Source organism: Mesorhizobium sp. USDA 4413 (assembly GCF_056280365.1).
In genome coordinates, this window is the sequence record NZ_JBVPRP010000001.1 from 5,536,942 (window position 1) to 5,560,770 (window position 23,829).

Sequence of the window (23,829 nt, forward strand, 5' to 3'; positions counted from 1 at the left end):
GCTCGATGTAGACAACCGGCTGCGGGCAACGGGGACAACAGACATGGACAGCATCAGGATCCTCGAAAGGCTGATCGCCTTCCCGACGGTGAGCCGCGTCTCGAATCTCGACCTCATCGGCTACGCGGCGGACCTGCTCGAAGCGAACGGCATAGCCAGCCAGCTCATCCACAGCACGGACGGCCACAAGGCCAATCTCTTTGCCACGATCGGACCGGCCGACAGGCCCGGCATCATGCTCTCCGGCCACACGGATGTCGTTCCCGTTGACGGCCAGGACTGGACCCTGCCGCCATTCGCGATGACCGAACGTGACGGCAAGCTCTTCGGGCGCGGCGCGGCGGACATGAAGGGTTTCGTGGCCTCATCGCTCGCAGCCTGCATCAAGGCCTCGAAAATGCCGCTTCACACGCCCTTGCATCTGGCGCTCTCCTACGACGAGGAGGTCGGCTGCCTGGGCGTTCGCGACCTGATCGACATGCTGAGCGCGGCGCCGCAACGCCCGCTGCTCTGCATCGTCGGCGAGCCGACCAACATGCAGGTGGCGACGGGACACAAGGGCAAGCTCGCGGCTCGCGCCCTCTGCAAGGGCCGTGAAGGCCACTCGGCGCTCGCCCCGCTGGCGCTCAACGCCATCCATCTCGGCTGCGACTTCGTGCGCGCCCTGCGCGACGAACAGGACCGGCTTGCCCGCGAAGGCGCCCGCGACGGCGACTACGATATTCCCTATACGACTGTGCATGTCGGCAAGATCAATGCCGGTGTGGCACTCAACATCGTGCCCAATCTCTGCGTGGTCGATTTCGAGATCCGCAACGTCGCCGCCGACGATGCTGCAGGCATTCTCGACCGGCTGCGGACTGCCGCCTCGCGCATTGCCGCCGACGCTGCTTCGATCGCGCCCGAAGCGGCGATCGACATCGACATCACCAACACCTATCCGGGCCTCGATACGCCGGCGGCGTCGGATGCGGTGGCCTTCGTCAAATCGTTGACCGGCGCCAACAGCACCATGAAAGTCGCTTTCGGCACGGAGGGCGGATTGTTCAGCCGCGATCTCGGCACGCCAGCGGTCGTCTGCGGTCCGGGCTCAATGGCACAGGGACACAAGCCGGACGAATTCGTCAGCGTCGAACAGTTGCGGCGTTGCGACGAGATGCTGGAAAGACTGCTGTCGCGGCTTGCCGACGGCTGGCCGTGATGTCGCTCACTTGACGATGCGTTCGGTGCCGAAGACACCCTGCTCGACGACGAAGCGGCGGCAATGGTCGATGAAGGCTTGCACCGTCAACGTGCGGTGCTCGGCATTGGGCAAGGCAATTCCCATGGTCAGCGGCCGGATGTCGCCCAGCAAGGGCACGAAGACCAGCAGCTTGCCGTCTGGCGACATGGCGTTGAGCGGCCGCATGTTGGCGATGCCATAGCCGAAGCCGTTGGCGACCATCGAACGCATCACGGCGATGTCGCCGGTGCGCTCGGCGATCCTGGGCCGCAGGCCCTGGAAAGCCGAGAGGAAATATTCGCGGCTGTAAGGAAGATCGAGCAGCACCATGGGTTCATCGACCAGTTCCTCCGGCGTGATCCCCGCCCTCCCCGCCAAGCGATGCGCGGCCGGCAGCATTACATAGGCAGGCAGCTGCACCAGCGGCTCGAAGGTCATGTCCTGCGACAATTCGAGATCGTAGGTGAGCGCTGCGTCTATCTCGCCGCGCTGCAGCATCTCGAACAATTGCCCCTGGTTGCGCTCGAACTGCCTGACGCGCACCTCCGGAAAGGCGTCCTCGAATTTCCGGCGCAGCGCCGGCAACACGATCTGCGCAAAAGTCAGCAGACAGCCGATCGCCAGCGGCCCACGTACCTTTTCGGCGATATCGCCGGCAATGTCATGCAGCGCATCCGCATCGTTGAGCAGCCGCGCGGCTTCCTTGAGGAACAAGCGCCCGCCCGCCGTCAGCGCCAGCGCGTGCGAGTGCTTGCGCACGAAGAGCTGGACGCCGAACTCCGCTTCGAGTTGGGCGATCGACGCCGAAATCGAGGGCGGCGAGACATTCACCTGCTCGGCCGCCTTGGCGATCGAGCCGGCTTCACCAACGGCGACGAAATATTCGAGTTGTCTGAGCGTGAAGCGGAGCGGCATGGTCCTATGTTGCCGGTTTGCACCCTGTGATCAAGTCGCGGCCGCTCCTCAGTACTTGATCCAGGTGGTCTTCAGCGCCGTGTATTTGTCGAGCGCATGCAGCGACAGGTCCCGCCCGAAGCCGGACTGCTTGAACCCGCCGAACGGCGTCATCGGGCTCAGCGCATCGACCGTATTCACCGAAACCGTGCCAACGCGCAGCCTCTCCGCGATGCGGTGCGCCCGCGACAGGCTGTCGGTCCACAGCGATGCCGCCAGGCCGTAGACGCTGTCATTGGCAATCCGAAGTGCTTCGTCCTCGGTGTCGAAGGCGATCACCGACAGCACCGGGCCGAATATCTCATCGCGGGCAAGCGGATCTTCAGGCGAGACATTGTCGAAGATCGTCGGCTGCACGAAGCTGCCGCGCCCATCGATCGCCACCCGGTCGCCGCCGGCCACCAGCCGAGCCGACCTCCTGCCGCCATCGATGAAACGCATGACGGTCGCGGCATGCCGCGCGTCCACCATCGCTCCCATCTTGGACGCCGGGTCAAGAGGGTCGCCGGGTTGCGTCGCTGCCGCACGCTCCGCCAGTTTCTCCACCAGCGCATCCTTGATGCCGCGCTCCACCAGCAGCCGGGAATTTGCCGAGCACACCTGGCCCTGGTTGAAGAAGATACCGAAGGCAGCCATGTCGGCGACCGCGTCCAGATCGCGGCAATCCGCGAACACCAGATTGGGGCTTTTTCCCCCGGTCTCCAGCCAGACCTGCTTCATATTCGACTGGCCGGAATATTGCATGAACAGCTTGCCGACGGCGGTCGATCCTGTGAAGGCGAGACAATCGACGTGCAAATGGCGGCCAAGCGCCTGGCCGGCGGTTTCGCCGAGGCCCGGCACCACATTGAGCACGCCGGCGGGAAGGCCCGCCTCCATGGCGAGCTCGGCCAGCCTGAGCGCCGAGAAAGGCGACTGCTCGGCCGGCTTCAGCACCACCGAATTGCCTGCCGCCAGCGCCGGCGCACATTTCCAGGTCGCCATGTCGAGCGGAAAATTCCACGGCACCACGGCGCCAACGACGCCAAGCGGTTCGCGCCGCACCAGCGCCAAGTCGCCCTGCCCGGTCGGCGCCACCTCGTCGTAGACCTTGTCGATCGCCTCGGCATACCACTGGAAGGTCGCCGCCGAGCCCGGCACGTCAATGGTGGCGGCATCCTTGACCAGCTTGCCCATGTCCAGCGACTCCAGCAGCGCGAGCTCCGGCAGGTTCTCGCGCAGCAGCTCCGCCAGCCGCAGCAGCACTTGCTTGCGATGCGCGGGGGCCGCTCGCGACCAGACGCCGGCCTCGAAGCTGCGCCTGGCCGCGGCGACGGCAAGGTCGACATCCTCCTCTCCGCAGGAGGCGACCTCTGCGAGCGTCGCTCCCGTGGCCGGATTGATGCTGGCGAAGGTCCGGCCGGAGCGCGCCGACACCGGCTTGCCGTCGATGAACGCCTTGTCGCGAAAACGGATCGCGGACGCCTTGCCGACCCACTCCTTGTGGCTGAGTTCGCTCATGCTGGCTCCAGAACCGATCGGACTATTCGTCGCCGGGAACGCCGTAGCTCGGCGCATCGGACGGGTTGAGGGCGCGGGTGACATAAGCATCGAGCTGGGGCTTGTAGATGTCCCACAGCACCGCCAATTGCTCGATCGGGCAGGCCTCGGTCCAGTCGCAACGCAGGTCGGCAACGGGCCAGGACACATCGCGCACCAGCTTCATTCCGGCGGAGCGGACGGGCCCCGCCTCCCCGCCCGCCTTGAGCGCGGCGCGCATCGTCGCGATCAGCCGGTCGCCAAGGTCGCCTTCGGAGGCAAGGAAAGCGTCGACCATGGCTTGCGGAATGCCGGCGTTCGCGAGCAGGTTGCCGCCACATGCGACGTCTTCGCCACGCCCCTCGGCCCAGATGCCGAGCGCCTTCGGCCCGGAATGGATCGCGCTGCCCCCCACGGCGTCGACAGCCAGTATCTGCCGGTACTCGATAAAAGCGCCCGTGCGCTTCAGGATCGCGACGGCCTCCGTGGCGGAGGCGCCGCGCGCCATCAGTTCCAAAGCCCGCGGCCCGAGCGTCGGGTCGGTAACGTTCTGGCTGGCGACCGCGCCGACGCCAGCCTGCGCGTAGGCGCAGCGGGCCGCGACCGCGGGGGAGGACGAGGATACTGCCACACCGAACATGCCTGTGCGCCTGCAGCGCGCGACGATGGAGAAGGTCATGGCGCTTTAGTCCGGAATGACGGCGGTGCCGTCGATCTCGACCAGCCATTCCGGCCGCGCGAGCGCCGACACGACCAGTCCGGTAGAAACCGGATGCACGCCCTTGATGTATTCGCCCATCGTCCGGTAGACGGCCTCGCGGTGGCGGACATCGGTGATGTAGACAACCACCTTCACCAGATGCTCCATCGTGCCGCCGCATTCCTCGATGAGCTGCTTGATATTCTGCATCACCTTGTGCGTCTGCTCGGTCGGATCGTGGCTGTCGATGTTCTTGGCCGTGTCGAGGTCCTGCGGACACTGGCCGCGCAGATAGACGGTGCTGCCGCCGCGCGTGACGACGGCCTGGCAGAGATCGTTGTCGAGCTTCTGCTCGGGATAGGTGTCTTTCGTATTGAATTTGCGAATTCGCGTATGCGCCATCTTGGTCTCCATCAGGCCGGCTAGCAGCGTCAGCTTTGGTCAGGCGTCCACGGGCTCGCGCTTTGCGGCGGCGTGGTAGGCCAGATATTTGCGCTGCGTCGAAATACGGTCGGCCACGTGCTTGGCATCATGCCAGACACCCCAGATGAAGCTCGACCCCCTGCGTGACTGCCAGGGCAGCCCCAGGAAATAGATCCCGGGCTCGGTCGAGACGCCGCGCTGATGCCGTGGCCGGCCCTTCTCGTCGAAAGCGTCGACCTTCAGCCAGCTGTAGTCGACGGCAAAGCCCGTCGCCCAGATGATCGTCGCGATCCCAGCCTTGGCCAGATCTAGCTCGCGGATCGGATTGGTCACGCATTCCGGGTCGGGGTCGATCCGGCGGGCCTCGGGCTCTTCCGGAAGGTCGAGCCCATTGCGGGCAACATAGGCGTCAGCCTCGTCCAGCAGCGACATCAGGCTGGCGTCGCCTCGGGCAATATTCTTCGCAAGGTCGGGCGCGAAGGTCATCACGCCATCCTGATATGTCTTTGTCATGCCGACCAGCGTAAGTCCCTGCGCTGCCAGGCGGCGGAAGTCGATCGTCTCGCCGCCGCGCGCGCCGCTGACCGCGATTGTGACATGCTCCGTGCCGGGTCCCGGGGTCTCGAGGTCCCATTTGCCGAGAACCCCCAGCCACCAGCAGAAGTCACGCCCACGATAGGCCCGTGGCGGACGGTCATGCGGGCCGACCGAGAGATAGACGCGCCTGCCTGAGCGCTGCAGCTCATCGGCAATCTGCACGCCAGACGATCCCGCGCCGACCACCAGCACGGCGCCCTTTGGCAACTGCGCGGGGTTGCGATACGCGCTGGAATGGATTTGCAGGATGCCGGCAGCGGCGGGAACGAGAGGCGGGATGACGGGAACCTGGAAAGGCCCGGTCGCGGCCACGACGCTGTTGGCTTCGATCACGCCGTCCGAAGTCTCGACGCGAAATCCCGGACGGCCGACATTCCTTTGCACCAGCTTGACCTCCACGCCGCAGCGGATCGGCGCGTTGATCTGCTTGGCGTAAGCGACGAAATAGTCGGCGACCTCCTCCTTGGACGGAAAGCCGTCGGGACCCGTCACGGGAAACTCCATGCCCGGAAACCGGTCATGCCAGGCCGGGCCGTTGGCGACGAGGGAGTCCCAGCGCTGCGAACGCCAGCGCTCGGCGATCCGGCCGCGCTCGAGAACGAGATGAGGCACCCCGCATTTGCTAAGATGCTCGCTCATGGCCACCCCGGCCTGGCCACCGCCGACAACGAGCGTGTCTATCTTCTCAACCGACATATCCACGTCTCTTCCGATGGGGCTTTCGCCGCTGCGATGGAGGTCCGGTTTGCTTTTAGGGACGGGCTGGCGGAGCGAAAATTATGATTTCATGTGTCAGTGCTTAGCTTATCCCTAAACGCTCCAGCGGCATCGCAGAGCTGAGTGCGAATTCCTGCGACCAACATCGACGATATCACCTCCGAACATTGCAGGCTTAGGCAAGCCCTAAGCACGGGTACCGGAAAAAATTATTCTTCCGCCTCGGATTTGGTGGTTGCTTGCTTTCAACACCCGCATGAGAGCGACGACCGCTGAGATTGAAATGGCGCGAGACACCCTTTACGCAAACGGCGCGCTATACACGGTCGATGCTGCGAACCCCGTTGCTGAGGCGATGCTTGTTCGCGGCGACCGCATTGTGGCTGTCGGGTCTTCGTCCTCCGTCAGGGCGCAAGCATCCAAAGACGCTGAAATCGTCGATCTCCAAGGCCGGTTCGCAATGCCGGCTTTCATCGACGCCCATGTCCATTTTGCCTGGGGAAGCAAATATCTTGATGAGGTGCGGTTGCGCGAAGCGAAGACCTTTGGCGACGTCCTTACGCGCTTGAAGGCCTATTCGCATGCCAATCCTGACCGGGCATGGATCGTGGGCAGCGAGTTCAGCTACGGCTACCCCGATCTCCCCGAAGGCGGCTTCCACAAATCGCTTCTCGATCAAGTCGTTGCCGATCGTCCGGTTTTCTTCCGTTCCGGCATGGCGCACGCCGCCTGGGTGAACAGCAAGGCGCTGGAACTTGCCGGCATCAGCCGGGGCACGCCCGACCCTGAGGGTGGCGAAATCGTTAGAGATGCGAGCGGTGAGCCGACCGGATGGCTGAAGGAGAAAGCGTGGTCCAAGTTTGAGGCGCTGGTCTCCCAACCCTCGCAATCCGATATGCGATCCGCGTTGCTCTCCGCCATCAAGGAAGCAAACCGTTTGGGATTGTCGCGGGTCCAAAGCGCGGGCATGGATGACGAAGCGGTGCCCTTGCTTGCTGAGATATTTGCGAGTGGCGAGCTGAGCCTGCGGTTCAGTCTGTCGAGTATTGTAAATCCGGACTCGAACATCGACGAGGTGATCGCGCGCGTGTCCGGATGGAGGGATGACCTCGACCCTGACTTTCTCGACGGACGTGTGATCAAATTCTTCCTGGACGGCGTCTTGGAATCCCATACCGGCTTCATGCCCCAGGGCTACGCCGACAAACCGGGCGAAACCGGAACATGCCTGTGGAAGGCAGCGGCCTACAACGCGGCCGTCAGCCGTTCGCAGCAGGAAGGATTTCAGGTCTGGACGCACGCGATCGGAACGGGCGCCATCGAGATGGCCCTCGACGCCTATGCCGCGGACGGGGAACGCTCAAGGCGGTGCCGGCCCCGGGTAGAGCATTGCGAAATACCCACCGCGCGCGACATCGAGCGTTTTGGCGAGATAGGAGCGATAGCAAGTTTCCAACCCGCGATGATCTATCCACGCGACCAGTGGCTCGGGATGGAGGGAGTGTGGGAAGAAGTGCGTGTCGGCTCCGAGTCCTTGCCGCGGGCCTTTCCTGTTCGTTCCATTCTTGAGGCAGGAGGCGCCGTCGCGTTTGGAACCGATTGGCCCATCGTCGACCTCAATCCGCTCATTGGCATTCGCAATGCGGTGCTGCGCCAAAGCCTGGACCACCAGCCGGAAACAGGCTGGGTCCCGCAGCAAAGGATCACGGTCGCGCAGGCGCTCCACGCCTATACGCTGGGGGCAGCCTTTGCCGGCCACCGGGAAAAGGATGAGGGAAGTTTGGCGGCGGGGAAGCTCGCCGATTTCGTCGTCCTTTCCGATGATCCGCTACAGGTCGAGCCGCACAGGATCGCGGATATCAAAGTGCTGAAAACGATCGTCGGCGGCAAACCGGTCTGGGAAGAACCCGCGGCCGAGACCGCGTCTTGGGGGGTGGATGGAAGCGACGGAATTTGACTACATCGTCGTGGGCGCCGGCTCGGCCGGTTGCGTGGTCGCCAATCGGCTGAGCGCCGATCCATCGGTCAGAGTGTGCCTGGTCGAGGCCGGCGGCAGCGACAACAGCCTGCGGGTCAAGGTTCCGGCGGGCATCCTCTCGCTCTACGGCAACCCGAACTACGATTATTGTTTCGTCGGCGTGCCGCAACCCCATCTCAACAACCGCAGGATTCCGGTCAACCGCGGCAAGGCGCTGGGCGGATCGAGCTCGATCAATTCGATGGTCTATATTCGCGGCGCCGCCGAGGATTATGACGAGTGGGCAAGGCTCGGCTGCGCCGGCTGGGCTTATCGCGACGTGCTGCCCGTGTTCAGAAAGCTGGAGCGCAATCTGCTTGCCCAGGATCCGCGCTATCATGGCACCGACGGAGAGCTTTTGGTCGACAATCCGCGCGATCCGAACGTGCTTTCGAGCATGTTCGTCAGGGCCGGTGAAAATGCCGGCCTGCCTGCCAACACGGACTTCAATGCCGAAAGCCAGTTCGGTGTCGGAATCTACAACGTCACGCAGGATCGAGGGCAGCGCTTCAGCAGCTTCAGCGCCTTCATGCGTCCCGTCCTCGGTCGCAGGAACCTGACGCTGCTCAGCCAATGCGAGGTGATCGATCTCGTCATCGCCGAGGGCCGCGCGACAGGCGTGCGCGTGCGGCATGAGGGTCGGCAGAAACTGCTCTCCGCCAGCCGCGAGATCGTGCTTTCGGCCGGCGCCATCAACTCGCCCAAGATCCTGATGGCGTCGGGGATCGGTCCGGCAGACGAACTCAAGCAGATCGGCATCACGCCGGTGCTCGACCTGCCCGGCGTCGGCAAGAACCTGCAGGACCATGTCGACGGCATGATCACCGTGCGCTCCAGGAGCACCAGGACGCTCGGCCTGTCGATCGCCAATCTGCCCCGCATCACGGCAGCGCCCTTCCAGTATTTCGCGCGCCGCAAGGGCATGCTCACCACCAATTACGTCGAAGCCGGCGGCTTTGCGAAGACCAGGCATGCGAACGGCCTGCCCGACATCCAGTTCCATTTCGTGCCGGGCTATCGCAGCCATCGCGGCCGACTGATCGAATACGGCCACGGCTACGCTGTTCACACCTGCGTGCTTCGGCCGAAAAGCGTGGGTGAGATCAGGCTGTCGCGCGACAATGCTCGCCGCGAGGTCCTGATCGACCACCGCTTCTTCACGCATGAAGACGACGCCATGGTGCTGGTCGAAGGCATCAAGATCGCGCGCCGGATCCTTGCCTCGTCCGAGTTCGACGCGGTGCGCGGCAAGGAGATGCTGCCCGGCAAGAATGTCTGCAGCGACGACGAGATCCTCGCCTATCTGCGCGCCGAGGCGCTGACCGTCTATCACCCGGTCGGAACCTGCAAGATGGGAACGGACGATATGGCGGTCGTCGACCCGGCGACCCTCAAGGTGCGCGGCGTGGACGGGCTTCGCGTCGCGGACGCCTCCGTCATGCCGAAGCTGATCGGCGGCAACACCAACGCGCCAAGCATGATGATCGGGCAAAAGGTTTCGGAGATGATCCTGGGCTCGGGGCAGAACGGTCAAAGGTAGGGAACCTAAACCCCTTCGACGCTAGGGCAGTTCAGCGTTTGCACGCCGAACTGCCCCAACTATCTGAGATTGCTCTCAGTGATCCTCGTCAATCTCGTCGTGCAAAAGCCCGAGGATGCGGCGCTTGAGCGCGATGAAGTCGGGCTCGAGGATCACGTCCATCGAGCGCGGCCGGGGTATATCGACCTTGATCTCGGCCTTGATCTTGCCGGGCCTCGCCGTCATCACCAGGACGCGATCGCCCAGAACCAGCGCCTCGTCGATGTCGTGGGTGACGAAGAGCACCGTTTTCTGTTGCCGTTCCCACACGCGCAGGAGCAGCTTCTGCATGGTGCCGCGCGTCTGGCTGTCGAGCGCGCCGAAGGGTTCGTCCATCAAAAGGACGGCCGGGTCGTTGGCGAGGGCGCGCGCGATCGCCACGCGCTGCTTCATGCCGCCGGAAAGCTGCGCAGGATAGTGGTCGGCGAAAGGCGCAAGGCCGACCTCGTTGAGATACTGGTCGACGATCTGCCTGCGCTGCTCCGCCGGCAGCCCCTTGCGCTTCGGCCCATATTCGACGTTGGCGCGCACCGTTAGCCAGGGAAACAAGGTATAGCTCTGGAACACCATGCCCCTGTCGGGGCCGGGCTCGATCACTTCCCTGCCATCGACCTTGATGCTGCCCGAGGTCGCGTCGTTGAGGCCGGCGGCGAGATAGAGCAGGCTGGATTTGCCGCATCCCGAAGGGCCGACGATGACGCAGAATTCATTCTTGGCCACCTTCAGCGACACATCGTCCAGCGCCAGCACGCCATTGACGTCACCATAGCGCAGCGTCACGTCCTCAATGGCCATCGTGGTCCCGGCCGCACGCGCATTGGCAGAGGCCATGCCGCCCAAATTGTTCGCCTTGACGGTTTCGGTCATCACTACCCTTGGTCCGGCTGCGGTTTGCGAGGATGCGTTCAAGATCAAGGTGCCCATGGCGCGACCCTTGCCCGGAGAATGCGGAATGCCGTGTCGGTGATCAGGCCGAGAAGCCCGATCGCGGCGATGGCCATGAAGATCACGTCGACCTGGAAGCCGCGCATCGCCTTGAGGCTGATATAGCCGAGGCCGCTCGACGCGGCGACGAGCTCGGCCACGACCAGATAGGTCCAGGCCCAGCCCATGGTGACGCGAAGCGTGTCGAGGATCGCGGGAAGCGCTGCAGGGAAGATAACGTGCCACACCGCTTCTGAGCGCTTGGTGCCCAAAGTGTAGGAGGCGTTGACCAGGTCCCTGGAGACGCTGCGCGCGCAGTCGGAGATCATCACCAGCTGCTGGAAGAACGTGCCGAAGAAGATGACCGCTATGCGCTGCTCGATGCCGATGCCGATCCACAGGATGAACAGCGGCACGAAGGAAGTCACCGGCAAGTAGCGGATGAAATTGACCAGCGGCTCGAGCGGCGCCTGCACCGCCCGATAGGTGCCCATCCACAGCCCCAGCGGCACCGCGATCAGCGAGGACACGATGAAGCCCAGGATCACCACCTTGGCGCTTGTCAAAGTGTGGTAGAAGAGGCTGCCGTCCAGCGACATGCGATAGGTCGTCTCGAGCACCGTTCCGGGCGTCGGCAGGAACATGTTCGGCACGACGCGGCCGTAGGACAGCAAAGCCCAGCCGCCGATCACGACCACCCACATCGCCAGTGCAAGCGTGGTTGCCGTGCCGGCGGGGATGTTGGCGAATGGGGTCGTCAGGCGCGTCCACGCCGTCCGCCTCTGTGCCATGGATGGCCTCCGTAGAACCTAAACGCGAAAACCTGGCTTCGAAAAAACGGCGTTGGCCCGGATGGCCCAACGCCGGCGATCCGAAGGCTCACTGTTCCTTGATGAAACCGGTGTCGAGGATGGTCTTCGAGTCGATCGTCATCTTGAGCTTGCCGGCCTTGCCCCAGATATCCTGTGCGAAGTTCACCAGGTCGGCCGCTTCGCTCTTCTCCGGAGTGCCGAAGAATTCCAGGTTGCGGGCGCGATCGTAGTAGCGCACGCCTTTGGCCCCGGCCGCGAAATCCTCGGGCTTCTCCAGATAGCCGCCGATACCCTTGGCCATGATCTCATAGGCCTTCTCCGGATTGGTCTTGATGTATTCCACCGCCTTGTAATAGCCCTTGATGAGAGCCTTCACGTCCTCGGGGTGCTTCTCGATCAGGTCGCATTTGAGCGCGATCACATCGACGATCAGGCCAGGCGTGGTCGTGGAATCGATCAGCACTTTGCCCTTGCCGCCCTTGCGCACTTCGGTGAGATGCGGCTCCCAGGTCACCGCGGCCGGAACCTGGCCAGCGATGAAGGCCGTCGCGGCGTCATCGGCGGTCATGTTGGTGACGCTGACGTCGTCCTCGGTCATGCCTTCCTTCTTCAGGAGCACGTTGAACCAGAATTCGGAAACCGAGCCCTCGTTCAGCGCGACGGGCTGGCCCTTCAGATCCTTGAGCGACTTGACGTCGGGCTGGGTGACGACCCCGTCGCCGCCATGGCTGTCGTCGAGCGCCACCACATATTTGAAGCAGAGCTCGTCCGAGCGGTACTTCATCAGCTCGTCGACGGTGGAGGCAGCGCCATCCAGGTCGCCGCCGGCGACCGCCGCCATGTAAAGCGCTGATTCCTCGATGATCTTCAGATCGACATCGACGCCGGCTTCCTTGAAGTAGCCGAGATCACGGGCAAGAAACAGCGGCCCGTAGCCCACCCAGGTCGTCATGCCGAGGCGGATGGCGCCGGCATTGGCGGGAGCGGCAAGCCCCAGGCTGAGCAGGCCCGCGGCGGCTGCGGTCATCAGGCAGTTTCGGAATGTCTTCATTGTCGTAGTTCCCCATGGCTGTTGCCGGCATCGGCCCCATTCAACGGCCCATGCCAAGCGGCGTTTTGGCAGCCGCTCTCTTGTTATGCGTCGCCTCCCAGGCGAGCCCAGCGTGTTCTAGGCCTGCAAGAGAGCATCCGGGCCGGATCGCAAAAAGAAGTCTTTTTCTGTCTTTTGCTTCGCTGAAACCGAAGCAGCGAGCCGAGCTTGGCTGACGCGCTTGAATTGACGGTGCAAAGCGACTGCGGCTCCGAGGGCGCCGACAGATACGGCGATGTCCGCGGACAGCCCGCTGACCAAGAAATCCTTGCAAGTAGACGGCTTGTCCAACATGAATCGCTTGGACAGCCTTGCCAGGCAAAAGCGGGCGAGACGATGGAGGAAGGAACCGATCTCCGATGCGGACAGTTTCTTTTAGTTGTTTGAGAACCCGGTGTTTCATTTGTCCATTTGTGAAGTGATGGACGAGCCATTGCACCCGCCCGCAATGGTGCCAACGACATGACTGGCCCTTCGGGCTGGCAGAAGAGGAGAATGCGATGAAGAAGAGCTGGAAGAAACCGACCATGTGCCAGGTTGCTGCGGGCTTCGAAATTTCGCGGTATCTGCCTGCTGAAATTCCTCCCAGGAAGTAGGCCGCAAGGGTGCATGTCCCTGGCAGCAGGGGCATGCACCCCGCCGCATCAGAGGGAAATAAGGATACGAAGCTGTCTGCCGCCGACAAGCCGGCCGGGTGGGCCGCGGAGTGGGCGTTTGCCATGCGCGTGAAGATCATCGGATCGGCAGCGGGAGGCGGCTTTCCGCAATGGAATTGCAATTACCGCCTGAGCCGCGGAGCTCGCGCCGGCATGCCTGGCCTGCGTTCGCGAACTCAATCGTCCATCGCCGCATCGGCGGATGGAACAGGCTGGGTTCTCTTCAACGCATCGCCCGACATCCGTCAGCAGATTGCGCAAACGCCCGAGCTGCAGCCCGCGGCCGATGCGCCGCTGCGCTCGACACCGATCCGCGCGGTGGTGCTGACCAATGCCGACGTGGACCATGTCGCCGGCCTGCTCAGCCTGCGTGAACGACAGCCTTTCGCGATCTATGCAACGGCGCAGGTGCTGGCGACGCTGGAGGCCAATTCAATCTTCAATGTTCTCGATCCGGCGATCGTGCCTCGGCGCCTGCTGGCGCCGACGCAGGAAATGGCGGTCTGCGGCGCGGACGGCCACCCGACCGGCGTGGCGGTCGAGCCCTTTCCTGTGCCAGGCAAGGTCGCGCTCTATCTTGAGCAGGGAGGCGATCCCGGCGCCAATTTCAGCTCCGACACGGGCGACACGATCGGTGTCCGTATCAGCGGGGCCGACGGTCGCGGCGCCGTTTTCTACGTTCCGGGCTGCGCACGCATCGATGCCGCGCTGCGCATGCGCCTGGCCGATGCCGCCTGCCTTCTGTTCGACGGCACCGTCTACACGGACGACGAGATGATGACCGCCCGCGTCGGCCAGAAAACCGGCGCACGCATGGGGCACATCGCGATGTCCGGAGAAGCGGGTTCGATCGCCGGCCTCGCCGATGTGAAGATCGGCCGCCGCATCTTCATCCATATCAACAACACCAATCCTGTTCTGGACGAGAATTCCGCCGAACACGCGGCGGTCAACGCCGCTGGCTGGGAAGTCGCCGCCGATGGCATGGAGATGGAATTTTGAGCGATTTCCACGATGCGGCCCGAGGCGGCTTGTCTAAGAGCGAGCTCGAGGCCGTGCTGCGGCGGGTCGGCGACGAGCGCTATCACAACCGCCATCCTTTCCATCACAGGATGACCGCCGGGGCCCTGTCGAAGACCGAGATGCAGGCCTGGGCGCTGAACCGCTATTGCTACCAGGCCGTCATTCCGCGCAAGGACGCCATGATCCTGGCGCGCGCCGAGGATCCGGCGTTTCGCGCCGCCTGGCGCAAGCGCATCGAGGACCATGACGGCGAGGACGGCTGGAGCGGCGGCATTGCGCGCTGGCTGCATCTGGCGACCTCGCTCGGGCTCGATGCCGAAGCCGTCAAGAGCGAAAGGCTGGCGCTGCCGGCGACACGTTTCGCCGTCGGCGCCTACCTGTCGTTCTGCACGAACCGGACGCTGCTCGAGGCGGTCACATCGTCGCTGACCGAGATGTTCTCGCCGCTCATCATCGGCGAGCGGGTATCGGCGATGCTGGCCCGATACGATTACATCACCGAGGACACGCTGGCCTATTTCAGCCGCCGGCCCGAACAGGCGTCGCGCGACGCGGACTTCGCCCTCGCCTATGTGCTCGCCCATGCCGACACGGCCGAACGCCAGCAGCAGGCGATCGATGCGCTGGTGTTCAAATGCGATGTACTCTGGGCCATGCTCGATGCGCTCCAGCATGCCTATGGCGCGCCGGGAAACATACCACCCGGCGCCTTCCGCCCGGAGGCGGCCCTATGATGGCGCTGCGCGAAAGGGCCATCGTGTCGTTGCGGTCGGCGCCATCGCTGCCCAGACATGTGCGCATACAGTACGACCCGGTGCGGCAGGCCTTTGCCGTGCTTTCGCCGGAGAAGGTGTTCTGGCCGAACGAGATCAGTCTCGACATACTGCGCCGCTGCGACGGGCAGTCCAGCGTCGAGCGCATCATCGCCGATCTTGCGGCCGACTATGACGCGGATCCGCAGGACGTGGCGGCCGACGTCGTCGCCTTCCTGCAGGAATGGTCGGACAAGCTTTTGGTGAAGCTATGAGTGCGCCCCTCCTGCCTCCGATCGGCATGCTGGCGGAATTGACGCATCGCTGCCCGCTGCAGTGCCCTTATTGCTCCAACCCGCTCGAACTGCTGAAGGCCAATCACGAGCTCGACACGCAGACCTGGCTCGATCTCTTCACGCAGGCCGCCGATCTCGGCGTCCTGCAGGTGCATCTTTCCGGCGGCGAGCCGACGCTACGCCGCGACCTCGAGCAATTGATCGCCGGGCTTTCGGCGCGCGGCGTCTACACCAACCTCATCACCGCCGGCGTCGGCATTGCCGAGGGCCGCATAGAGGCCTTTGCCGAAGCCGGTCTCGACCACCTGCAACTGAGCTTCCAGGGGGCCCGCCCGGTGACCACCGACCGTATCGGCGACCACCGGGGCAGCCACGAGAAGAAGCTGGAGACGGCGCATCGCGCCCGCGCGGCCGGACTGCCCCTCACCATCAATGCGCCGGTCCATCGGCACAACATCGAGGAAGTGCCGGAATTCATCGACCTCGCCCTCTCCTTGGATGCCGAGCGGCTGGAGATCGCTAATGTTCAATATGCCGGTTGGGCGCTCGCCAACCGCGACAGGTTGATGCCCGACCTGGCGGCGGTCAACCGACAGGCGGACATCGTCGCGGCGGCGCGCGAAAGGCTCGCCGGCATCATGACCATCGATTTCGTCACGCCAGATTATTTTGCCATCTATCCCAAGCCATGCATGGGCGGCTGGGCGCGCGACGCCTTCATGGTGGCCCCCGACGGCACCGTGTTGCCGTGCCATGCCGCCCAAACGATTCTCTCGCTCCGCTTCGAGCGCTTTGGAGACCGCAGCCTCGCCGAGATCTGGGCCGATTCGCCGGCATTCAACGCCTTTCGCGGTACCGAGTGGATGCAGGAGCCGTGCCGAAGCTGCGAGCGTCGCGAGGTCGATTGGGGCGGTTGCCGGTGTCAGGCGATGGCGATTGCCGGCGATGCCGCGGCAACGGATCCGGCCTGCGTCAAGTCACCGATCCACAATCGAATGGCGATACTGACCGACGCTGCCCTGGCGCAGGCGGCGCCGGAAGGAAATGAAAGCTTCATTTTCCGGCGGATCGGCGCCACAACCCGGCCTGACACGCCGGCTGAGCCTGCCCGCCGATGAGCAAGTAGCTTTCCCTACGCAAACCGCGCTTCCCGGCTGCGACCTCAAGCAAGCCCGAACCGCTCGACGGCCCGCATGATGCCCCGCAGTTCGGCAAGGCCCTTGAGCCGCCCGATCAGCGAATAGCCGGGATTGATCCTGGTCTTGCCGATGTCGTCGGCCAGAAGGTGTCCATGATCGGGCCGCATCGGAATGCGCCAGTCGGCCCGGCCCTCCTCGCGGCGGCGCGCCTCTTCCCGCATCAGGGCGAGGATGACATGCGCCATGTCCGTGCCGCCCTCGAGGTGCTCAGCCTCATAAAACGAGCCGTCCTCCTCGATGGTGACGTTGCGCAGATGAACGAAATGGATGCGGGCCGCGAATTCCTTCACCATGGCGACAATGTCGTTGTCGGCGCGCGTGCCATAGGAGCCGGTGCAGAAGGTCAGCCCGTTCGCCGGACTGTCGACGGCATTGAGGATGAAGCGCGCATCCTCTGCGGTCGAGACGATGCGCGGCAGGCCGTAGAGCGAGAAAGGCGGATCGTCGGGGTGGATGCACATGCGCGCCCCGACTTCCTCGGCCACCGGAATGATCTCGCGCAGGAACCAGGCGAGATTGTCGCGCAATTCCTGCGGCCCGATCGCATCATAGTCGGCCAAGGCCTCGCGAAAGCTGTCGCGGTTGTAGGCGCGCTCGGTGGCGGGCAGGCCGGCGATGAGGTTGCGTTCGATCCTGTCGATCTTCTCGTCGCTAAGCTGCTTCAACCGTGCTTCCGCCTCGGCGATGCGGGCAGGCATGTAGCCGGATTCGGCATTTTTGCGCTTCAATACAAACAGGTCGTAAGCGGCAAAATCGATCGCATCGAAGCGCAGTGCATAGCCCGTCGTCGGCAAGCGGTAGGCCAGATCCGTGCGGGTCCAGTCGACCACCGGCATGAAATTATAGCAGATCGTCGCGATGCCGGCCTTGGCCAGCGCGCGGATCGTATCCCTATAGAAGCCGACATAGCGGAGCCGCTCCGGCGAACCGATCTTGATCGAGTTGTGGACCGGAATGCTCTCGACCACCGACCAAGTCAGCCCCGCCGCCTCGATGATGCGCTTGCGCTCGAGGATGTTTTCCAGCGGCCAGGCGCGCCCGTCATAGATGTCGTGCAGGGCCGAGACGACGCCTGTCGCGCCCGCCTGCTTGACATGATCCAGGGTCACCGGATCGTCCGGACCGTACCAGCGCCAGGTTTGTTCCATTTGCCGCTTTTCCTCCGTGAGAGGTCGCCAACTTATTGTTGGACCACAGCGGGAGTCAAATTAAAATTGGCGCCTGTGAGGGGCTGCCCCGCTTTGGGTAAAACCGAGAAAAATCGCCAGCATCAAGCCCAAGGCCGGTTGTTTTCCTCGAATCATACTATATGTTGGTCCAACAATTGGGAGGGTCAATGCCGGAGAATCCTCAGGCTGCACGTGACAATGTCGCCGCCCGCCGCGCCGGCTCCGCAGTGGACACCGCCGCCGGCCAGATCCTCGACCTCATCCGCGTGCGGCAGCTGAATGTCGGCGACGTGCTGCCGACGGAGCGTGAGCTCAGCGAGATCACCGGCGCCAGCCGCAACACGGTGCGCGAGGCGCTCCGCACCATCCGCACCTATGGGCTGATCGAACCCAAGCCGCGCGTCGGCGCGGTGCTGGCCGACGGTCAAAGCATAGCCGTCCAGAATTTCTTCGCCGCGCATATGGATGTCTCGCGCTCATCCTTCGCCGACATCCAGGGTTTCAGGCGCATCATCGAGGTCGGCATCGGCGATCACATCGTGCTCAATGCCACAAGCGAGCAGATCGAGGCGCTCGACGCGATCAACGCCAGGATTATCGAAAGCCGCTCGATCGAGGAAGCTGCTGAGAACGACTTCAATTTCCACATGGCGCTGATCGGTCTGGCGGACAATCGGATGCTGACGGATATGTATTCCTTCCTGTCCCCGGTGATCCTGCGGATCATGACCATCGGCAAGGAAATGCGCCCGGTGCTGGCCGACACCCGTGCCGCGCATGGCGAGATCATCGCCGCCCTGCGCGCGCGCGACAGGCTGGCTTACGCCTATCTGATGAGCCGCCATCTCGATTTCGCCCTGCGGTTCCTGCCGGAAGAACCGGCTCCCCAGACGTGACCAAAGGAGTTTCAGCAATGAAGGATTTTGACAGCAAGGTCGCTTTGGTGACCGGAACGACCGGGATCGGTCTCGCAGCCGCCAGGCGCCTTGCGGCCGGGGGCGCCGCGATCGTCGCCTGCGGCATCGACCGCTCGGCCAATGCGGCGATGAGAGCGGAGCTGGAAAGCTCCGGGGCCGGCGCTCTGGTCGTGGATACCGACGTCTCCGTGCCGGAGGAGGTCCGCGACGCCATTGCAGCCGGTGTCGCTCGCTTCGGCGGCCTCGACGTGATCGTCAATTCCGCGGCGGTCCATCCCTATGGAACCGCGACCACGACCGAGTGGGAAACCTGGAACAAGGCGATGACGGTCAATGTCGGCTCGATCTATCTGACCGCCCATTTCGGCATCCCGGAAATGATCAAGCGCGGCGGCGGCGCCATCGTCAACGTCGCCTCGGTGCAGGGTTTCGCCTGCCAGCAGAACGTCGCCGCCTATGCCACCACCAAGGGCGCCATCCACACGCTGACGCGTTCGCTGGCGCTCGACTACGCGGCCGCCGGCATCCGGGTCAATTCGGTCAGCCCCGGCTCGATCCGCACGCCGATCCTGGAGAAGGCCGCGCGCGGCGACAACGGCAGCGATGCCGATGTCGAGGAAGCCTATAGGCGCTTCGGCGCGGCCCATCCGCTCGGCCGCATCGGCGAACCGGAGGAAGTGGCGGAGCTTATCGCCTTCCTGTGCTCGTCAAAGGCCGGCTTCTGCACCGGCGCGGACTACAAAATAGACGGCGGCCTGACCGCCGGCATCGGCGTGAAGTGACCATGAACATTGGTCTTGGCCTCTACCGGAAATCGCTGACATCAGACAATTTCCGCTTTGCCCGCCAGGCGGGCGCCACACTTGATGCAACCAAAGGTCCGATCTCCCGGCAGGAGTTCCGCCGCCATCAGCCGACGCCTCGCCGATCAGTTCCGCTCCCTGCAAAAAAGGCAACCTCAGTCCCTGCTTTGCGTTGGTCCCTCGGGGCCAAGCAGGAGGACATTCAATGCCGCTCACCGCTTTCGCTCTCAATTGCACACTCAAGATGCCCAAGGACGACGAACGATCCTCCACCGACCGAATGCTCGCGGAGCTGACCAAGGCCCTGGTTGCGCATGACGTCGAGTGCGAGACGGCCCGTGCGCTCGCGCATGAAATCAAGCCCGGCGTGCTTTCAGACATGGGCGAAGGCGACGACTGGCCGAAGCTGCGCAAAAAGATCCTGGCGGCCGATATTTTCATCCTTGGCCTGCCGATCTGGATGGGACAACCGTCGAGCGTTGCCAAGCGCGTGATGGAACGGATGGACGCTTTCCTGTCGGAAACCGACGACCGCGGGCGCATGCCGGCCGCCGGCAAGGTCGCGCTGGTGGCGATCGTCGGCAACGAGGATGGCGCGCATCACTGCCATGCCGAGTGCTATCAGGCGCTCAACGATGTCGGCTTCACCGTTCCTGCTAATGGCGGAATCTATTGGGTCGGGAAAGCGATGGGCGACGTCAATTTCGTCGATCTGCCCGGCACACCTGAAAAGGTCGTCGGCATGATCAAGATGGCGGCGTCCAACGCCGCTCATCTGGCCGGGCTCTTCAAGACGAAAAACTATGTCGGCGTACCTGCCGACGGTTGATGCCGCTCAGCCCAAAGGACATGACAGCCGAAGCCCTGCGGGAACGGGCGACTAGACTATTCACTCGAATTTCCGACGAAGCCCTTCAGCCCTGCGGATGAACCTGCGGCAATGCGGCCTCGAGCGACCGCTCGAACGCATCGACCAAAGCATCGATCTGCGTCTCGGTGATGATCAGCGGCGGACAGAAGGCGATCGCGTCGCCCATATTGCGCGAGATGACGCCATTCTGCTGCAGGAAGCCGTTGACCAGCGCCCCGAGCGCCGCGGGCTTGCCCCAGGCCGCCTTGGTCGCCTTGTCGGCGACGAGCTCCGCGGCGGCGATGAGACCGACGCCGCGCACCTCGCCCACCAGCGGATGCGAGGCGAGCTTGCGCAGCCTTGCCTGCAGGTGCGCGCCGACCTTGCGCGCATTGCCGACGAGGTCGCGCTCCTCGATCAGCTTGATGTTCTCCAGCGCGACGGCCGCGGCGACCGGATGACCGCCGCCGGTGAAGCCGTGGCCGAAAGTGCCGATGCGGTCGCTCTCGTCGGCGATCGGCCCGAAAACCTTGTCGTTGATGAGCAGCGCCGAGATCGGCAGGTAGGAGGACGAGATCTGCTTGGACAGCACCATGATGTCGGGCTTCATGCCGAAGGTCTGTGAACCGAACATTTCGCCGGTGCGGCCGAAGCCGCAGATCACTTCGTCGGCCACTAGCAGGACGTCGTACTTCGACAGCACCGCCTGGATCTTTTCCCAGTAGCCGGCGGGCGGAACGACGACGCCGCCGGCGCCCATGATCGGCTCGCCGATGAACGCGGCAATCGTTTCAGGCCCCTCGGCGAGGATCAGCTTCTCGAGCTCATCGGCGAGCCGCGCGGAAAACTGCTCCTCGCTCTCGCCGGGCTCCGCATCGCGCCAGTGATGCGGCGTCGACGTGTGCAGGATGTTGGCGATCGGCAGGTCGAAGGAGAGATGGTTGTTCGGCAGGCCGGTGAGACTTGCCGAGGCGATGGTGACGCCATGATAGCCGCGCTTGCGGCTGATGATCTTCTTACGCGCCGGCTGGCCGAGCGCGTTCGAGCGATACCAGATCATCTTGATCGCGGTATCGTTGGCCTCGGAGCCGGAATTGGTGAAATAGGCCTTGCTCATCGGCACCGGCGCCATCTGCACCAGCTTCTCGGCCAGGTCGATCAGCGGCGAGTGCGCCTTGGAGCCGAAGTCGTGATAGAAGGGCAGCTTCGACATCTGCCTCGTCGCGGCATCCACCAGCCGCTTTTCCGAGAAACCGACCGCGACGCTCCACAAGCCCGCCATCGCCTCGATATAGCGGTTGCCGGCGATGTCTTCGACATAGATGCCATCGCCCTTTTCGATCACCAGTGGCCCCGCTTCCTGGTGCTTGCGGGCATTGGTGTAGCCATGCATGTGGTAGCGTATGTCGCGCGCTTCGGGGGAATTCGGTCTGGCGTCCATAACGGGCTCGTGTCTGCAGGCGTGCAAGCGAAGACGTGCGGGCGAAGATAGGACCGTCCCGCCTATCGTTAAGTCCACGGCCCTCCTCGCATTTGGAGTGTTTGATGCATCATCGCGCGGTCCGCCCGCAAGAGCCGCCCTGTCACGATCGATAGCGCCATAAGATTCTGCACACTGTCCGAACAAAGTTTTGGACACCAGCTATACGATCGTTGAGAAGGCAGCGACGCGCCGCCGGCGCAACCGAATGGACGGGCATGGAACAGGTAGACTGCGTAATTGCCGGCGCCGGCGTCATTGGTCTTGCGGTCGCGCGTCGTTTGGCGGCGCTCGGTCTCGAAACGCTGGTCCTCGAAGCGGCGGACGCTATTGGCACCGAAACGAGCTCGCGTAACTCGGAAGTCATCCACGCCGGCATCTACTATCCTGAAGGCTCGCTCAAGGCGCGGCTCTGCGTTGGCGGGCGCGAGATGCTCTATCGCTATTGCGCCGAACGTTCGATCCCGCATCGACGCTGCGGCAAGCTGATCGTAGCCACCGACGAGGCCCAGGAACCGGTGCTTTCATCCATCCGCGCCAATGCCGCCGCTTGCGGCGTAGACGATCTGCGCTTGCTGGACCCCACCGAGGCGCGAGCGCTGGAACCGGCGCTGCATTGCACGGCCGCCCTGCTCTCGCCCTCCACCGGCATCGTCGACAGCCATGCGCTAATGCTGGCGCTCCTCGCCGATGCCGAGAACCGCGGGGCCGTGCTTTCCCTCAACACGCGGATAGCTGGCGGCCGGATCGAAAGCGGCCGCATCGTGCTCGAGACGGCCGGCACCGCAAGCGGCGAACGCTTTGAAATCGCCACTCCGCGTTTCGTCAACGCCGCAGGCCTCGGCGCGGTCGCCCTTGCCGGCGCGCTCGTGGGATTCGACCGCAAATTCCTGCCTGCGCTTCGTTATGCCAAGGGCAATTATTTTTCCACCACCGACCGGGCGCCGTTTTCAAGACTGATCTACCCGGTTCCGGAGCCGGGCGGGCTGGGCGTCCACCTGACGCTGGACCTTGGCGGCACCGCCCGCTTCGGTCCGGATGTGGAGTGGACGGATACGCTCGATTACCGCGTCGATCCGGCGCGCGGCAAACGCTTCTACGATGCGATCCGCCAATACTGGCCGGATCTGGCCGACGATAGTCTGCAGCCGGCCTATAGCGGCATTCGGCCGAAACTCTCTGGACCGGGCGAAGCCAACAGCGACTTCGTCATCCAGGATGCGACCACCCACGGAAGTGCCGGCCTGGTCAACCTGTTCGGCATCGAAAGCCCGGGACTGACCTCCAGCCTGGCGATTGCCGAACATGTGACGCGCAGCCTCGCACCGGGTACACGTTGATGGACAGCCGGCGAGCTTCGATGCCGCCATGGCGAGCTGCCCGGCGCGTCTAGGAGAACGCTTCCGGGGAGCCGATCAAAACAATTGCCAAACGGACGAAACAATAGCTGCGGTAGCGTGTTCTGCTTTCGATGGGTGTGTGGGCATTTCTCATCTGGAGGCGATGATGAGTGCTAATAGCCTCGATGTTTTCGACAAGACGATACAGACCACCAACATCTGGCTGAAGGAAATCATGGATGATCTCGGGCCCGATCGGCAGCTGGCGTGGCATACACTTGGCGTCGTCCTGCGGACCTTGCGCGACAGGCTGCCGCCGGACCTGGGGGCCAATCTCGCCGCCGAGTTGCCGCTCCTGATCCGCGGAGCCTACTACGATCAGTACAATCCGTCCGATCAGCCAACCCGCGACCGATCTATCGACGAGTTTCTGGACCCGGTTGCGGACGGATTGAAGGCCACGCGGCCGGTCGATCCCGGCGATGCGGCGCGCGCCGTATTCAAGACGCTCGCCCATCATGTCGATCTCGGCCAATCGGCCAAGGTGCGCGACGCCCTGCCCCGGGACGTTCAGACGCTTTGGCCGGGCAGCATCGGCGCATAGGCGGTTTCCCCAGCCGACCTGGGCCTCCGGCGCACGGTCCCGGCATTGTGCTGCTTTTGACGATGTCGAAAGCTTAGGGGCTTCACGGGCCTTCCGATGGGCAGACCGCCTTCAACTCACCGCTACGGATTTCCCCGAAAATACCGAGCAGGCGGGATTTCTCGTAGCGGAGAAGCCTCGTCCGGCG

The 23,829-nt window shown here is 63.8% G+C and carries 22 protein-coding genes; 12 read left to right on the forward strand and 10 right to left on the reverse strand.

The features are described from left to right. Positions 1 to 43 precede the first annotated feature (43 nt). Positions 44 to 1,201: an acetylornithine deacetylase gene (gene argE / locus ACVMIM_RS27040; RefSeq protein ID WP_476115614.1), complete on the forward strand. Its 1,158-nt coding sequence runs from the start codon at positions 44 to 46 to the stop codon at positions 1,199 to 1,201. A gap of 6 nt (positions 1,202 to 1,207) precedes the next feature. Here argE and ACVMIM_RS27045 read toward each other — a convergent pair whose 3' ends face one another. The 5 genes from ACVMIM_RS27045 to ACVMIM_RS27065 are packed head-to-tail and all read right to left on the reverse strand — an operon-like array spanning position 1,208 to position 6,110. Then, complete coding sequence (locus ACVMIM_RS27045) at positions 1,208 to 2,137, reverse strand: LysR family transcriptional regulator (protein WP_040996110.1); 930 nt, start codon at positions 2,135 to 2,137, stop codon at positions 1,208 to 1,210. A 48-nt stretch (positions 2,138 to 2,185) separates the two neighbouring features. Continuing rightward, positions 2,186 to 3,676, reverse strand: a complete 1,491-nt coding sequence (locus ACVMIM_RS27050; RefSeq protein ID WP_476115615.1) for an aldehyde dehydrogenase — start codon at positions 3,674 to 3,676, stop codon at positions 2,186 to 2,188. Positions 3,677 to 3,698: 22 nt separating this feature from the next. Further along, the gene (locus ACVMIM_RS27055; protein ID WP_476115617.1) at positions 3,699 to 4,373 is read right to left on the reverse strand and encodes a DUF1028 domain-containing protein; all 675 of its coding nucleotides are present in this window, start codon (positions 4,371 to 4,373) and stop codon (positions 3,699 to 3,701) included. 6 nt (positions 4,374 to 4,379) lie between these two features. Beyond that, positions 4,380 to 4,796, reverse strand: coding sequence for a RidA family protein (locus tag ACVMIM_RS27060; protein ID WP_476115619.1), 417 nt, complete (start codon positions 4,794 to 4,796; stop codon positions 4,380 to 4,382). A 39-nt stretch (positions 4,797 to 4,835) separates the two neighbouring features. Beyond that, on the reverse strand, positions 4,836 to 6,110 hold the full coding sequence (locus tag ACVMIM_RS27065) for a flavin-containing monooxygenase (RefSeq protein WP_040996118.1): 1,275 nt from the start codon (positions 6,108 to 6,110) through the stop codon (positions 4,836 to 4,838). 256 nt (positions 6,111 to 6,366) lie between these two features. Between ACVMIM_RS27065 and ACVMIM_RS27070 the strand changes: the two genes are divergently transcribed. Together ACVMIM_RS27070 and ACVMIM_RS27075 are read left to right on the forward strand one after the other, a co-directional pair. Continuing rightward, complete coding sequence (locus tag ACVMIM_RS27070) at positions 6,367 to 8,088, forward strand: amidohydrolase (RefSeq protein WP_476115620.1); 1,722 nt, start codon at positions 6,367 to 6,369, stop codon at positions 8,086 to 8,088. Continuing rightward, positions 8,069 to 9,688 (forward strand): GMC family oxidoreductase, encoded by a 1,620-nt coding sequence (locus ACVMIM_RS27075; protein WP_476115622.1) that lies wholly within the window; start codon positions 8,069 to 8,071, stop codon positions 9,686 to 9,688. The genes ACVMIM_RS27070 and ACVMIM_RS27075 overlap by 20 nt, the downstream gene beginning before the upstream one ends. 75 nt (positions 9,689 to 9,763) lie before the next feature. Here ACVMIM_RS27075 and ACVMIM_RS27080 read toward each other — a convergent pair whose 3' ends face one another. From ACVMIM_RS27080 to ACVMIM_RS27090, 3 genes are all read right to left on the reverse strand, one after another. Beyond that, positions 9,764 to 10,558 carry an ABC transporter ATP-binding protein gene (locus ACVMIM_RS27080; protein WP_442920197.1) on the reverse strand — a complete coding sequence of 265 codons (795 nt, stop codon included), beginning with the start codon at positions 10,556 to 10,558 and terminating at the stop codon, positions 9,764 to 9,766. An 80-nt stretch (positions 10,559 to 10,638) separates the two neighbouring features. Next, entirely contained in the window at positions 10,639 to 11,442 is an 804-nt protein-coding gene (locus ACVMIM_RS27085) for an ABC transporter permease (RefSeq protein ID WP_476115623.1), read from the reverse strand. 88 nt (positions 11,443 to 11,530) lie between these two features. Then, positions 11,531 to 12,514 carry an ABC transporter substrate-binding protein gene (locus tag ACVMIM_RS27090; protein ID WP_476115625.1) on the reverse strand — a complete coding sequence of 328 codons (984 nt, stop codon included), beginning with the start codon at positions 12,512 to 12,514 and terminating at the stop codon, positions 11,531 to 11,533. Positions 12,515 to 13,272: 758 nt separating this feature from the next. Here ACVMIM_RS27090 and pqqB point away from each other — a divergent pair. From pqqB to pqqE, 4 genes are read left to right on the forward strand one after another with little or no spacing between them, the layout of a single operon-like run. Next, positions 13,273 to 14,211: a pyrroloquinoline quinone biosynthesis protein PqqB gene (pqqB, locus tag ACVMIM_RS27095; RefSeq protein ID WP_476115627.1), complete on the forward strand. Its 939-nt coding sequence runs from the start codon at positions 13,273 to 13,275 to the stop codon at positions 14,209 to 14,211. Then, on the forward strand, positions 14,208 to 14,966 hold the full coding sequence (gene pqqC / locus ACVMIM_RS27100) for a pyrroloquinoline-quinone synthase PqqC (RefSeq protein WP_476115628.1): 759 nt from the start codon (positions 14,208 to 14,210) through the stop codon (positions 14,964 to 14,966). The genes pqqB and pqqC overlap by 4 nt, the downstream gene beginning before the upstream one ends. Then, entirely contained in the window at positions 14,963 to 15,259 is a 297-nt protein-coding gene (gene pqqD, locus ACVMIM_RS27105; protein ID WP_040996262.1) for a pyrroloquinoline quinone biosynthesis peptide chaperone PqqD, read from the forward strand. Before pqqC ends, pqqD begins: the two co-directional genes overlap by 4 nt. Further along, complete coding sequence (gene pqqE / locus ACVMIM_RS27110) at positions 15,256 to 16,398, forward strand: pyrroloquinoline quinone biosynthesis protein PqqE (protein WP_476115630.1); 1,143 nt, start codon at positions 15,256 to 15,258, stop codon at positions 16,396 to 16,398. Before pqqD ends, pqqE begins: the two co-directional genes overlap by 4 nt. A gap of 44 nt (positions 16,399 to 16,442) precedes the next feature. Here pqqE and uxuA read toward each other — a convergent pair whose 3' ends face one another. Then, the gene (gene uxuA, locus ACVMIM_RS27115) at positions 16,443 to 17,627 is read right to left on the reverse strand and encodes a mannonate dehydratase (RefSeq protein ID WP_476115631.1); all 1,185 of its coding nucleotides are present in this window, start codon (positions 17,625 to 17,627) and stop codon (positions 16,443 to 16,445) included. 188 nt (positions 17,628 to 17,815) lie between these two features. Here uxuA and ACVMIM_RS27120 point away from each other — a divergent pair, with 188 nt between their 5' ends. The 3 genes from ACVMIM_RS27120 (at position 17,816) to ACVMIM_RS27130 (ending at position 20,197) form a co-directional block, all read left to right on the forward strand. Then, positions 17,816 to 18,544 carry a FadR/GntR family transcriptional regulator gene (locus tag ACVMIM_RS27120; protein ID WP_476115633.1) on the forward strand — a complete coding sequence of 243 codons (729 nt, stop codon included), beginning with the start codon at positions 17,816 to 17,818 and terminating at the stop codon, positions 18,542 to 18,544. 17 nt (positions 18,545 to 18,561) lie between these two features. Then, positions 18,562 to 19,347, forward strand: coding sequence for an SDR family NAD(P)-dependent oxidoreductase (locus ACVMIM_RS27125; protein ID WP_476115634.1), 786 nt, complete (start codon positions 18,562 to 18,564; stop codon positions 19,345 to 19,347). A gap of 226 nt (positions 19,348 to 19,573) precedes the next feature. Further along, a complete protein-coding gene (locus tag ACVMIM_RS27130) occupies positions 19,574 to 20,197 on the forward strand; it encodes a flavodoxin family protein (RefSeq protein WP_476115636.1) in 624 nt (207 codons plus the stop codon). 85 nt (positions 20,198 to 20,282) lie between these two features. Here the strand turns inward: ACVMIM_RS27130 and ACVMIM_RS27135 are convergent, their stop codons facing one another. Further along, on the reverse strand, positions 20,283 to 21,659 hold the full coding sequence (locus ACVMIM_RS27135) for an aspartate aminotransferase family protein (RefSeq protein ID WP_476115637.1): 1,377 nt from the start codon (positions 21,657 to 21,659) through the stop codon (positions 20,283 to 20,285). Between the two features lie 257 nt (positions 21,660 to 21,916). Between ACVMIM_RS27135 and ACVMIM_RS27140 the strand changes: the two genes are divergently transcribed. Then, a complete protein-coding gene (locus ACVMIM_RS27140; protein ID WP_476115639.1) occupies positions 21,917 to 23,038 on the forward strand; it encodes an NAD(P)/FAD-dependent oxidoreductase in 1,122 nt (373 codons plus the stop codon). 166 nt (positions 23,039 to 23,204) lie between these two features. Continuing rightward, positions 23,205 to 23,642: a DUF2267 domain-containing protein gene (locus ACVMIM_RS27145; RefSeq protein ID WP_476115641.1), complete on the forward strand. Its 438-nt coding sequence runs from the start codon at positions 23,205 to 23,207 to the stop codon at positions 23,640 to 23,642. The last annotated feature ends 187 nt before the right edge of the window (positions 23,643 to 23,829 follow it).

What these genes read in the sequence shown, in the direction of transcription:
- ACVMIM_RS27130 (WP_476115636.1), top strand. Translation starts at nt 19,574, where the DNA reads ATGCCGCTCACCGCTTTCGCTCTCAATTGCACACTCAAGATGCCCAAG.
- pqqE (WP_476115630.1), top strand. Translation starts at nt 15,256, where the DNA reads ATGAGTGCGCCCCTCCTGCCTCCGATCGGCATGCTGGCGGAATTGACG.
- ACVMIM_RS27140 (WP_476115639.1), top strand. Translation starts at nt 21,917, where the DNA reads ATGGAACAGGTAGACTGCGTAATTGCCGGCGCCGGCGTCATTGGTCTT.
- uxuA (WP_476115631.1), bottom strand. Translation starts at nt 17,627, where the DNA reads ATGGAACAAACCTGGCGCTGGTACGGTCCGGACGATCCGGTGACCCTG.
- pqqB (WP_476115627.1), top strand. Translation starts at nt 13,273, where the DNA reads ATGCGCGTGAAGATCATCGGATCGGCAGCGGGAGGCGGCTTTCCGCAA.
- ACVMIM_RS27080 (WP_442920197.1), bottom strand. Translation starts at nt 10,558, where the DNA reads ATGGCCTCTGCCAATGCGCGTGCGGCCGGGACCACGATGGCCATTGAG.
- ACVMIM_RS27120 (WP_476115633.1), top strand. Translation starts at nt 17,816, where the DNA reads ATGCCGGAGAATCCTCAGGCTGCACGTGACAATGTCGCCGCCCGCCGC.
- ACVMIM_RS27090 (WP_476115625.1), bottom strand. Translation starts at nt 12,514, where the DNA reads ATGAAGACATTCCGAAACTGCCTGATGACCGCAGCCGCCGCGGGCCTG.
- argE (WP_476115614.1), top strand. Translation starts at nt 44, where the DNA reads ATGGACAGCATCAGGATCCTCGAAAGGCTGATCGCCTTCCCGACGGTG.
- ACVMIM_RS27075 (WP_476115622.1), top strand. Translation starts at nt 8,069, where the DNA reads ATGGAAGCGACGGAATTTGACTACATCGTCGTGGGCGCCGGCTCGGCC.
- ACVMIM_RS27055 (WP_476115617.1), bottom strand. Translation starts at nt 4,373, where the DNA reads ATGACCTTCTCCATCGTCGCGCGCTGCAGGCGCACAGGCATGTTCGGT.
- pqqD (WP_040996262.1), top strand. Translation starts at nt 14,963, where the DNA reads ATGATGGCGCTGCGCGAAAGGGCCATCGTGTCGTTGCGGTCGGCGCCA.
- ACVMIM_RS27145 (WP_476115641.1), top strand. Translation starts at nt 23,205, where the DNA reads ATGAGTGCTAATAGCCTCGATGTTTTCGACAAGACGATACAGACCACC.
- ACVMIM_RS27085 (WP_476115623.1), bottom strand. Translation starts at nt 11,442, where the DNA reads ATGGCACAGAGGCGGACGGCGTGGACGCGCCTGACGACCCCATTCGCC.
- ACVMIM_RS27045 (WP_040996110.1), bottom strand. Translation starts at nt 2,137, where the DNA reads ATGCCGCTCCGCTTCACGCTCAGACAACTCGAATATTTCGTCGCCGTT.
- ACVMIM_RS27065 (WP_040996118.1), bottom strand. Translation starts at nt 6,110, where the DNA reads ATGTCGGTTGAGAAGATAGACACGCTCGTTGTCGGCGGTGGCCAGGCC.
- ACVMIM_RS27135 (WP_476115637.1), bottom strand. Translation starts at nt 21,659, where the DNA reads ATGGACGCCAGACCGAATTCCCCCGAAGCGCGCGACATACGCTACCAC.
- ACVMIM_RS27125 (WP_476115634.1), top strand. Translation starts at nt 18,562, where the DNA reads ATGAAGGATTTTGACAGCAAGGTCGCTTTGGTGACCGGAACGACCGGG.
- ACVMIM_RS27050 (WP_476115615.1), bottom strand. Translation starts at nt 3,676, where the DNA reads ATGAGCGAACTCAGCCACAAGGAGTGGGTCGGCAAGGCGTCCGCGATC.
- ACVMIM_RS27060 (WP_476115619.1), bottom strand. Translation starts at nt 4,796, where the DNA reads ATGGCGCATACGCGAATTCGCAAATTCAATACGAAAGACACCTATCCC.